This is a genomic window from Halorubrum sp. C191 (assembly GCF_002727095.1).
GTDB lineage: Archaea > Halobacteriota > Halobacteria > Halobacteriales > Haloferacaceae > Halorubrum > Halorubrum ezzemoulense.
The window spans coordinates 1-11,384 of record NZ_NHNZ01000167.1; the positions used below are offsets into that span (position 1 = coordinate 1).

The 11,384-nt window shown below is 57.5% G+C and carries 7 protein-coding genes and 2 pseudogenes; 4 read left to right on the forward strand and 5 right to left on the reverse strand.

Annotated elements, in window-relative coordinates:
- Positions 1-474 (forward strand): IS630 family transposase (locus tag Z052_RS15095; protein ID WP_144050043.1); only part of this gene is annotated, 474 nt, incomplete at its 5' end.
- A gap of 554 nt (positions 475-1,028) precedes the next feature.
- Here the strand turns inward: Z052_RS15095 and Z052_RS15100 are convergent.
- Both Z052_RS15100 and Z052_RS15105 read right to left on the reverse strand, forming a co-directional pair.
- Positions 1,029-3,206 carry a hypothetical protein gene (locus tag Z052_RS15100; RefSeq protein ID WP_199058296.1) on the reverse strand — a complete coding sequence of 726 codons (2,178 nt, stop codon included), beginning with the start codon at positions 3,204-3,206 and terminating at the stop codon, positions 1,029-1,031.
- Between the two features lie 65 nt (positions 3,207-3,271).
- A complete protein-coding gene (locus Z052_RS15105; RefSeq protein ID WP_144050045.1) occupies positions 3,272-5,557 on the reverse strand; it encodes a hypothetical protein in 2,286 nt (761 codons plus the stop codon).
- 830 nt (positions 5,558-6,387) lie between these two features.
- Here Z052_RS15105 and Z052_RS15110 point away from each other — a divergent pair.
- The 3 genes from Z052_RS15110 to Z052_RS15120 are packed head-to-tail and all read left to right on the forward strand — an operon-like array spanning position 6,388 to position 8,227.
- Entirely contained in the window at positions 6,388-6,756 is a 369-nt protein-coding gene (locus Z052_RS15110; protein ID WP_049933322.1) for a UPF0175 family protein, read from the forward strand.
- Positions 6,753-7,259 (forward strand): twitching motility protein PilT, encoded by a 507-nt coding sequence (locus Z052_RS15115; RefSeq protein WP_094579973.1) that lies wholly within the window; start codon positions 6,753-6,755, stop codon positions 7,257-7,259. The genes Z052_RS15110 and Z052_RS15115 overlap by 4 nt, the downstream gene beginning before the upstream one ends.
- 59 nt (positions 7,260-7,318) lie before the next feature.
- Entirely contained in the window at positions 7,319-8,227 is a 909-nt protein-coding gene (locus Z052_RS15120; protein ID WP_094520312.1) for a hypothetical protein, read from the forward strand.
- A 77-nt stretch (positions 8,228-8,304) separates the two neighbouring features.
- Here Z052_RS15120 and Z052_RS15125 read toward each other — a convergent pair.
- The 3 genes and pseudogenes from Z052_RS15125 to Z052_RS21065 all read right to left on the reverse strand — a co-directional run.
- Positions 8,305-9,339 (reverse strand): annotated as a pseudogene (locus Z052_RS15125) (RNA-guided endonuclease InsQ/TnpB family protein); the annotation flags it as partial.
- A gap of 66 nt (positions 9,340-9,405) precedes the next feature.
- Entirely contained in the window at positions 9,406-10,686 is a 1,281-nt protein-coding gene (locus tag Z052_RS15130; protein WP_094579974.1) for an RNA-guided endonuclease TnpB family protein, read from the reverse strand.
- 137 nt (positions 10,687-10,823) lie between these two features.
- Positions 10,824-11,039 (reverse strand): annotated as a pseudogene (locus Z052_RS21065) (RNA-guided endonuclease TnpB family protein); the annotation flags it as partial.
- Between the last annotated feature and the right edge of the window lie 345 nt (positions 11,040-11,384).

The window sequence follows — 11,384 nt, forward strand, 5'->3', positions numbered from 1 at the left end:
TCACAGCGAGTATACTCAGTTGATGAGCCGCACATCGAACGGCCGCTGGTGAAAGTAGACACACCAGCGGCCGGGTTTTACGCACTCAATGGGACGAGTGTGTTATCATTTCCACCAGATCAAACGAAAGAAGAGATCTGTGCGTGCTTCGAGGCAATCCGCGAGCAGAATCCCGGCAAGCGGATTCTGCTCGTCTTGGACAATTTCTCTTCACACATCTGCAAGTACACACGCAAGCGCGCTCACGAGCTAGGCATTGATCTGGTCTTTCTCCCTGTTGGGTCACCGCATCTCAATCCGATTGAGCCAGTCTGGAAGAGCCTCAAATGGGAGTCCTCGCCGTTGATTGTCGACGGCGAAGACGAGTACAGATCACTGCTTGATGAGATATTTGGGAACCTCACAGAGAAGCTCAGCTTCGCTGAATCGTGGATCGAAAACCATCTCAGCGGGTTCTTCAGTAAGATGTCCTAATCACTAAACGCGGAGGAATCCTGAGCGTTGGAGATTTCAGGTTTCCAGCCTCACCGAATCCCAGTGCGGTGAGAATCCGTGTGGGATTCACGGACTGTAGCGGGTGGGACTGCTGGGAGTGCCAAGCCCCCGGTACTCCTATCCTCGGCCATGTTGGGACACCCAGAGTTGTTTGTGCCTCGGGGAGTCCGGCAGATGTCGACGGACTTAGAGTTACTTCTGTGGTGCGTACAGCAGTCGGGCACAGCATCGGTTCATTGTAAGAACCGACCGTTCACCCGACTGGTTCCGATTACTGTCTCATTGCTTGGGGCGGACAGGCCGCCATCGTAGGACTGGTCGGAATCGCTCTATTTCCGGTCTGATTCCTGTCTGTATGTAGGGCTGCCTGTCACTTTAACTCACGGATTGTCAAATCTCCGATCGGCTATCACTACGTGGACAGGCTCAGAATTGTCGGATTCATCCTGCGGCTGAAGCCGCAGGTATTCTCCTTGATACTCTATAATAATGCTAGAATCCCTCGAACTACACGCCTCCCCGGTAGCAGCCAGTCACTCCTCAAGGCCGAGTTCGGACAACACAGTTGAGTGACCAACAAAAGACATGTCCGGCGAGGTCACATCGTGGGGCCACCGCCACGTCCGGTTTTTGATCAGATCAAGGGCATTATTGTCACGAGATTTACGCTCAGCGAACTGCCAGAGCGCCCGGCCAGACTCACGCATACCGGGGGCTTTGCGTGACGTCTGCGGTTTGTAGATCCGCTCGTTCATCGGCGTGATAAAGTCGGGCTTTTCAATCTCGGTGTAGTCGACAGCGACAGTGTATCGGTCAACAAATGTTTCGTAGGCATTCTTGTACCGTTCACGTTTGCCAGCCGCGTCGCTTTGATTCCAATTAGCAGGGTACTCATTTGGATCAAGCCGCTCGAGTTGGTCGCCGTTACGATACCGAAGGCTACTCCGGGCTAAGTACGCAAGTTGCGTTGGGACAAACGGTCCATGAACATTGGTCCGGTCGGCAGCACTCGGATCCGATTCGCAGAGGAGCTCTTCAAACTCCCATGTTGCGACGCTCTCATCAACGGACCCAGCGGCAAGCACTTCCCCATCCGGTGTCTCAAGCCGGAGTTCCGGCTCGATCTGTGATGGCGAACGCGCTTCAATATCACCGTCCTCGTCCTCGGCTTCGGCTTCCGGTGGCTCCTGATACCTTAGATACCACTGGGATGACTCGACATCCGGTGGCAACACCGGTTTACTCCCGTCAGTAAGCGTCAGCTCGTCCGACATCGTGTACAGCTGCGCGCCATTATGAACGTCGGTGTCGGTGACGGGTTCTCGAAGTATTTTGGCGATCGATTGCGCTATGGGTTTCTTTTTGACAACAAAAATTACGTCCATATCATAATGCGCGGCGCGTGCTGCGTTTGTCAATACATTTGCTGGTTGATCGGTGCCTTTGTGTTCGACTTCAACGAAGTACTCGATCTCGTCTTTTTGTATCCAGATATCAGGCACAGACTCGGTTGCCTCAGTATCGAGTTGCTTGACCGTCCAGCCAGCGTCCGCAAAGTGGTTCTTGACCCAGTCCTCGTTGAGCTGATGTTCCGCTGATCCCTGGGTCATTAGTCTGACCGACTGCTCGTCGTCGTACTGGGTGACGTTTTCAGGCGAAGCGGCCTCCGGATCCGCTGTCTCGCCCGCAGTTGTCGGTACGACGACGGGATTTGTGATCAGCTTGGGCGGATCGATGTAGCCGACGTTCTCCCACGGAGAGTACTTGATTGAGTCAGACACGAGCGCGACGAACGCTCGCACTGTTCGCTTATCAACTGGGATCTTCGTGTAGTAGTTGGCATACTGATAGAGGTTCTCGAGTTCTTTGTCGGTGTCGTGATACCCCGCGTACAGGTCGTGACAATCTTTGCGCCCGGCAAGCACACGTCGTGCCGCACGGATGATTTCGACATCATGTTTGTGTCGTGAGACGGCCTCGTAGCGATCGCCAGAGGTGTCGATATCGAAATACCGTGTCGCATCGAGATCAAAGTTCGAGCGAATCCGATTCGTTTGGTCGTCATAGTACGTGCTAAGATCGACTCGCTCACCAGTATCGAGGTGTTTGGCGAAATCGTGTTCGGTGGCAAGTCCGTAGTTGGGCCGATAAACGGCAAGCCGCTGTGAGAGTTCGAAATCAGATTGTTTTCCGCCCCGAGAAATAATCGTCTGTAGCAGATAAGGAACATCTTGGTCGTTGAGATCGCTGATGAGCTCAACGACACCGTGTGGATTCCGCTGTGCTAACGGTAACAGATCGGGACTTTCCCGAACCGCAAGCCGACACGTCGGCCGAATGGTTCCTTCAAGCGGTGACAGATCGACAGCACACCGATCGTAGCCGTACCCATACGGCTTGACGAGATGCTCTTTACACGCCGATTCAAGCGCCCCAGTCGCCGCGCTCGCTTCGTCGTGAGTCACCGATGTTGAAGTGCCAAATCGGTCAACCTGCGTCTGGCCGGGGTCATCAAGATCATCGTCTTCATCTGGTTGGGCTTGGACCGTCGAATCAATCGGGTGAAGCACCCATTCTTGATGCGGTGCTGCCGGCCATGACAACAACTCAAGCCGCCGGAGTTTGGTGTTTGAAAACGCCGATCGGATCACCGACGCAAGCGGGTGACTCTGTGCCGGTGGCGTCCCATCGTCGCGTTCCGGTGGCCGCAACCGGAGACAACCGACGCGGGGCCACTGTGAGTAAATCTTTACCTCGTCCGTGTCAGTTGAGTCTGTCATTTGTAGTCAGGGGCAACCGCAAGGGTCTCTGCAAGCGATGCTGTCGGCGTCCCGGCCGCCGTCGCGTCAGCAAACGGGGCGGCCGGCCGGTCCGCTGTCGTGTCCGGGTAGATCCACCTACGTTGGGTGAGCGTCACCGTATCGGGCCCTGAGAGCGCTGATTCGGTGTGGGTCGGCCCCGTCGTTCGCCGTGAGAGGTCTGTCACCAGCCGTTTCAGCTTCGTTTGTGACACCACGGTGGCCGACTGTGGCCACAGCAAGCGGCGACACGCAGTTGCAATCGTCGACGCTGTCAGTGTTGTTTCAGCCTGACACGTGTACGTGGTGACGAATTCTTCGAGAGCCGTTTCGAGTGACTCCCCGTTGCTCCCGAACCGCCGGCGTGGATCGACCACTGACGGCCCGTCGGGCCCAACTGAGAGACACGTCGCGCGTGGACTCCACCAACGCCGGGCGGGGACCGCCGGGAGCTGGATCGACCGGTACTCGTCAGCGAGCGCAGCTGGCGTGTCGTACTGATCGCGAGCCACGCCATCGGTCGTCCGCACAACCGGCGGCGACTCTGGGGCGACCCATCGCAGCGGGGTGGAGGGATCATCGGACGCTGCTGTTGGTCTGAGAGGCTCCCCCCAGACGGTTCCACTGGCGAGACACTCGCTATGAGTGGACAACCGAACTGTTCCATCTGGATCAATCGTCCACTGAAGTGGCATCTCGCGAGGCACAACAGCAACGTGTCCTGACGTGATCCAATGACGGGCCGTCCGTGGATACAGGATCGTTTCCGTGTCGGCTGCCCCAACAAACGGTTCTCGTAAGATCGCGGCCGCCCGTTTGGCGGCGGCCTGCGTCTCGGTGACGACCGTTATCGCATGCGTTGCGACACCATGCGAGGCGGCCGCAATAAGTTCGCCCGGCGGGACAGACCCATCGTCATCAACCACAAGAATACTCGCGTCGCCGTCTGGCGGGCGCCGCACAGCGGTGGCCCACGGCGTATCAACACCAGACGTCGCAGTCATCGACAGTGAGTCGCCGTATTCACGAAGCCGCTTGATCGCCCGCCGTGTCACGGCCGACGCTGCCGGCCCCACCGCTCCGGATCCCGACGACGGCAGCGGCCAGTCAGCGACCGTCGCTGACGCCGGGGTCCAAAAGTTGGACGACGACTGGTCCCCACCCGGAACCCGTGGGTTATGCCCAGCCGTTTCATCGGTCCCAGGAGCCGATCGAAGCAGCGCGAGCGACTCAAGGATCGGGGGCCGGCGATCAAAGTCGTGTTGGGTCTCCCACGCCGGTGTGTCATACCCCCAGACGAGCCCCAACATGCTCGCCAGCGACGCAGCTTCAACTTCGAGTGTCGGTGAATACGCGAGGGCGTCGTACTGTTGGGCAAGCGACTGTGGATCCCCAAGCGTTCCGAGCAATCGCTGATACTCCAGCTGTTGGGTACAGAGATCAACCAACGTGCTCGCAGCCGCACCAGCCCCGGGCTGGCGGTGAAGGGTTGGGTGACACGGTGACTGGCTGCGTAGCGTTTTGGGTTCCCACTCAGCCTCGGTCAACAGCTCCCACGTCGACGTGATCGCGTCGGCGTCGTACTGCGCGGCAAGCGACGGCCCAGTGTGTTGCGTACTGTGGCGTGCGAGGTCGCGCCGCTGGAGCGTGCGTGCCTGCGGGGAGAACTGCCCAACCTGTTGTTCGACGTGGTAGGTGCCCGACCCAGCCGGCGCGATAATCGTGCGCGCAACGTGGGGAACAGACTGTTCGAGCTGCCCGTCGAGATACGTCGCCAGATGGCTCTGTGATCCGGCTCGATCAACTGTGATCGGCGTCTCCGCATCTGTCACCAGCCGGGTCGTGAGTGTCTGTGTCCGGCCGAGCGGCGTCGGATCACAAGTAACGATTTCGACACCGATCCGATCAATGAGTTGGTCTGCGAACCACGCCCCAAACCGCATCGTAAGCGTATCGACATCCTGAACGCTGGCAGAAGTTGTCTCAATCTCCGGGTCCGAGGGAATCGGGAGTGCCGAACCGCGACGGCTGTCTGGAGCTGGACACGGTCGGAGGAGATACTCCTCGTGAGCGATTCCCCGGTAACACAGGATATCGATAGCCCGAAGATTCGGCTGGGCAGCGCTGACGATCGTCCCGATTGCCTGTGCCAACACGCCCCCCATCGAATCGGCAATCCGCGCAGCTGGATCGGTGACGCCTGGCGGAATCAATCGGACCCACTGGGCGTCGGTCTCGGCGGGTGTCTGTGATACGCTCAGCACTGTTCACCTGTCGCCAACTGAGCGCGCTGCCTCGCTACTGGCCGCGGGACCTGTCGGGTGCCGGGAGTGGCTCGGCGCTGTGCTGATGGCCACCGGCGTCGTGACACCTGTTGCTCCCGATGGGTGCCCGGACGTCGTCGACGCGATCGACGAGGGCGTTCGGGACGTGTCCAGACCCTCCGCGGTGACCGGTCACGACGCCGTCGATCCACTCGTCGTGTCACGGTGCGACAGCCAGCGTGTCGCCACGCCGCAGGTGACCGCGCTCTCTGGCTCGCTCTCGTTGTCGTTCGGGCTGGCGGCGTCTCCTGTACGCCGCCGCGTCGAACGGACGCCTGAGGGCACACCTGTGACGGTCGGGGTCCGTCCGGCGGCTGGCAGCGAGCCCGACGGTACTGGTCGTCGACACCAACGGGTACCCGCTCGCTCCCGAGCGTGGATCCAGCCGTCCACCGGCGCCACACCGGCACCACAACTCGTCGTCGTCGCAACATATCGTGTAATCAGGCGGTCTTCAATACCACAGTATAAACGACCGGTTGTGAATATTGATTGTGATAATAGCCAGGCAACTCCAGGTTGGTGTGTCGGTGATAGAGACCCAATTACGGTGACGGTTACAAGTCGTCCAAATCGACAGCAGGCGCCGAGTTATGGTGACCACAATCCGACTGATAATAAGAATAAGTAGTGTAGAATTAGAGGGGCTGGTGAGAGAGGGGTTCAGGACGGAGCCCCACGATAACAGAAGTTGAGACTGGCCTTCTCAATGCATATGGAATTCTGGCGCAGTTCATAAATAGTATGAAGACGTACTCTGGCATAGAACGATGGCACGAATCACCGGCTCCTATCCAGACGACCTTGACCTCCTCATCGAGGGTGCTGTTGAGGCTGGTGTGTTTGGTGGCAAGAGCGATGCATTGCGAGAGTTCGTGCGTGAATACTTCGAGGACCACGAGAACGAACGTATTGCAGCTGCGGTGGCCCTCTACGAACGTGAGCGGATCACGCTCGGTGATGCCGCGAGACTCGCTGCTGTCGACCGGTGGTCGATGCGTGACATCCTCCGCGAGCACGGCGTTGAACTCCGCCTCGGGCTCATTGACGAAGACGACGCGGCCTACGAGGTAGCGGCAGCAAGTGAACTCGAATTTGATGAGGAGGTTTCGGATGACGAGGAGTCACGTGCGAAATGACAAGCGACGATATTCCAGCGAACCCGAGCGTCCTGAACACGACTGTCCTCTCGAATTTCGCCTACATCGACCAGCTGTGGGTAGTTGCTAACCTCTCTGGAATCTGTACGGTCCCAGTTGTTCGCGAGGAGCTCGAGCACGGTGTTGATGACCACCCATATCTCCAGTTAGCACTCGATACGCTTGACGACGAAATCCCAGTCGCCACGATTTCGGATACCGTCGCAAACAGAGAAGCCGTTGTTGGTGGGCATCTCGATCCTGGAGAAGCACAGGCGTTCGCCCTCGCCGACGCACACGACGGTCGACTGCTGACAGATGACGGAGATGCCCGGTCGTTTGCGAAAGACCAGGGCGTGACCGTTATCGGGTCAGTCGGCGTCCTGTTAGCTGCAATCGATGCTGGAAAGATCGATGAAGCGACTGCTGACGAGTGGCTGTCGACGTGGATCGATGAAATTGGGTACTACGTCCCGTATCGTACGATCTCGGAGTATCGATGACGGGCTTGCTCGGAGTTCGAAACGCCTGATTAATGTGACCATGAACACGTCTTTTACCAATGAGTGAAGCCGACAGACGGCTGTCCGAAGAGAGCGAACAACGGTTTCTTGATCTGTACGCCCACCTATTGGTGTATGTCAACGATCGATTCGATGTCATCGAAGAGATCGAAACGGTCGCTGACCTCGAACAGCACTACACTGACGAGCTTCTCCCGCTCCGAAACACGCTGTACAACGAGTCAACGACGGACCTGATAGAGGACTTCGTTGACCAGAACCCTGCTGACCTGTCGGAGGCTGATCTCGAGCAGGTCGCAGCATGGACTGACTTCATCACCGGAGAGTTTGTCGTCGTCCGCTATCGCGAAGACGACGCGATCTTCCTCGATTGGACAGAACCGCCGAAGGCATATGCAGTCCGCCCGGCTCGGCTGCCGTTCGTCGAAGTGTGGGATGAATCTGCACTTCCAGTCCCGGTTTCGAGTGTCGTCCTGTTGCCATTCGAGGATCAGATCGTCTACGATGGGTGGATCGGGGTTAAGAACATCATATTCGGGGGCTCGCTCAGCACTGACATCGACGACGAGTACGAAGAGGCCAAACATCGCTTCGGCATCATCGACTCGTTTCCAGTTCCCGAGGAAGCCGAAAAGACGGACGCCGAGGAGTTGCGCTTCTACATGAAGAACAAGCGCAACCGAGAGCGATACGCGTCGGAGATCGAGCAGTTGCGGGAGAAAACCGACGAACTGGAGCAGATTTACCATCAGGAGATGGGGAAGGCTCGAGCCCGCAGCTTGGGTCGCGAACTGCGCGAGTTGGGACTCAACGAAGCCTATGTAGCAATCTACGACGATCGAATCATCACCAGTGCTCCCTCCGAATCCGAGGTTCGCGAGCTACTCGAAGAAATCATGCCCGCTGGGAAGGCTGACCACCCCTACATCTACCACTTCGATCCGTAAACTACCCTACCCTACTTCGCTCACCCCATACGGGGTTCGCTCGTTGAGGGGAGGGCTTTGATGTGGACTCCCGGCAATCAGTCCCCGGCAATGGGCTGGTGACTCTTGCCGTTCAACGTCCCACCATTCACACGCACGTCTACTGGTGCGTCTCCGCTCCCCGACTTGGGCGAGGAACGGAGTCTGTGTGTCCGCTTTCGGGCATAGCGTAGCCCGATATTCTTCGCTGCATTGTAGTCTGCGTTGACCTCGTAGCCACACTTCTGGCAATGGAAGTGTTCGCCGTCACGGTTCGCTTCGTGCGTGAACCCACAGTCCGTTCGAGAACAGCGCTGGGACGTGTGGTTCGGCTCAACTTGCTTCACGGAGACGCCCTGTTCGGGCGCTTTGTACTCGACGTACTCGGCGAGGCGTCGAAACGCCCAGATGTGGTGCCACTTCGCCTGTGGAAGTTGCTCTCGGATGTTGGTCAAGTCCTCAAACACAATAACACCACAATCGTGGTCAACAGCTTCCGAGACGATTTCGTTGGCAACGGTGTGGATGTACTGTTTCCGCCACGCTTCTTCCCGCTTTCCGAGGCGAAGCAGGGCGTCGTGCGCGGCTTGCGTCCCGCGCTGTTGCATCTCACTACGCCGCATCTCGAATTCACGGCACCAGTGATCGTATTCGTCGCCCTGCCAGAACGTGCCGGTCGAAGCTACTGCGAGGCTGTTGACGCCGAGGTCGATACCAAGAACTGTTTGGTGCTCGGTATCTTCCGAAACCTCGGACTCGTCGGTATCGTACTTTCGCGTCGTGATGTGGAAGTAAAACTCGTCAGTCGCCTTGTCGTATTGGAGTGTGCTCGCCCGGAACTCGTAGTTCTCCGAGAGTACGTACTGTTCGTAGGGAGTCGGGCTATCCGCCGGAAGTTCAAAGTCGCACTCGACGCGCCCGTTGACAGTCGAAAGAGACACACGGTTGCGGTAGAACGTCGCGCTTCGCTTGTCGTAGACCATGCTCCACGACGTGAACTCCGGCTGGCTCACGCGTTTGCCCTGTTTCCACCGTTCGACGCATCCTTTCGTCGCTTGGACGGCACGACGGATAGCCTCTTGAACGAGGTTCGCATTGACACCCTCCCCGCGCTGAAGCGCGAGGATTCCCACGGCACCACTGGGTTGGGATATTGTGGTTTACGACGTTACCTGTTCTTGAGGTGCAAACCCACCAGTTTCCTTGTCAAACAGGAACGTCGATGGCTGTGCCAACCAGCCGTTACTCCTATCACCGCCATCCGTGGCGGGACTCGGAGATACTTTCTGTCGGATATTCTCTGCCCCGTTCACATCCGCGTTCGCTACCGTCCCACACTCATCGCACACATACAATCCACGTTCAACTCGGTTCGCGTCACGCTTGCGACCACAGCAGGAACACGACTTCGACGTGTCCTCCTCGGAGACTTCCTCGACGGTGATACCTTCCATTTCGGCTTTGTATTCGAGAAGGTCTGTGAAACGGTCGAACGCCCACGAGTGTAAGTCGAGGTTGCCGTGTTTGCCCCAGTTTTTCGACTCGTCAGAGTCATCCTCTTCGCGGATTCCCGAGAGATCTCCCACTACGATCGTTCCAACGCCTTCCTCAACACACCGTTCAACAATGTGTTTCGAGAGCGTATGGAAATAGTGAGTGCGACGAGCCAACTTCTTGTGGTTCAGCCGGGTGGCCTGCTCAGAGTTCGAGTCGTCACACCGGGCAATCCGCTTGCTGAAGTAGTAGTCGTCCTGCTTCAGACAGTTCAGCGGATACAGTTCGCTGTGGCCGTCTTCATAGGCAAGCGCGGCAAAGTTGTTGATCCCGAGATCAACGCCCACCGCCTTCTCACCGGGGGCTTCAGCCACCTCTACTTCAACCTTACAGACGAAGTGTAGTTCCCATTTCTCACCCGTCCAAACTGTTCGAACCTGTTGGACGTTCTCGACGGTCGAAAGATCAACGTCGGGGCGAGTCTGGTACTTACACAGGATGAAGTCCGACCAATACTCCTTAAGATTCGACCCCTTTGAGAGTCGAACGCGGTTGTACTGGGTGTCGAGTTTGAAGCCAGCGGCTTTGAACGTGACTGTGGAACGCGGGTGTTCGTCACCGTGTTTGCGGTAGCCGGGCGGGTTCGCTCTCGTATCTCCGTTGCGTCGTTTACCGTACCAGCCGTTAAACGCCTCAGCGAGTTCTTGAAGTACTCGCTGACTTGACTGCGAATGCAGGTCAGCATAGCGTTCGTGGGTTTTGAGGTACGTGGTGAGTTCGTTGTGGTTCGGGATGTGATCGATTTCGTCCCAGATCCGACTACACGTCCACCGTCCGACGTTCCAGAGTTTCGAGGCGGCGAACCCGAGCGAATCAAGGTCGTCTTGCACCCGAGACTGGTTCCGTATGGAAGCAGTATAGGTGCGGGTAACGACCTGTTTCGCCATATGTAACCCATGTAGATATACTTACTTGAAGGTGTGTATTTGCTCAGCGTGGAATATCCAGCCGTACCATCGAACGGTGAAGTGTGAAGTGTAGTGTCGGATTCATCCCCGCGCTAAAGCGCGAGGCTTTCTCCTCGATTCTCCGTAAGATCAGTTTCCTCTCGCAGTTGTTCGTAGAGCGCGTCCCGTGCCGTCGAGTTCGCCGTAACGCAGTTGGCGTAGGAGTCGTCGTCCCAACAGAATTCAGCGGCACGATTCGCACAGTAAAGGAACTGTCGCGCAGATTCGTGGAGGTCGTCGTACCGCTCATCGGGAACAACAAGCTTGACCGGCGCAGTTCGACGCACCTCTATGTTTCAGATTACCATCTAATGGTACTTATACGTGGGGGAGTCAGGTAGCTACCGTCGTGCGGTTGCGTCGTGCGTTGTCGGTTTCCTCTCCGACCTACTCGCTCGCTATGCTCGCTCCTTGAGGTCGGAGGCTCCACCTCGAATTATGCTGAATCGGCCGAAACCACGCATCACAGTCCCGCTATACCCGCTGTAGTCTCAAGTTCCCCACGATAATTGGCGTGACACACAGTGGTCAGGGAAACGCCGACACCCTCAGTGACAGCGGAGAACTGCGCTTTTGACCCCATCGTGTGGCCAGCACGAGCCCGGTATCGATCCAAACCGATCCCGCCACGACCCTCG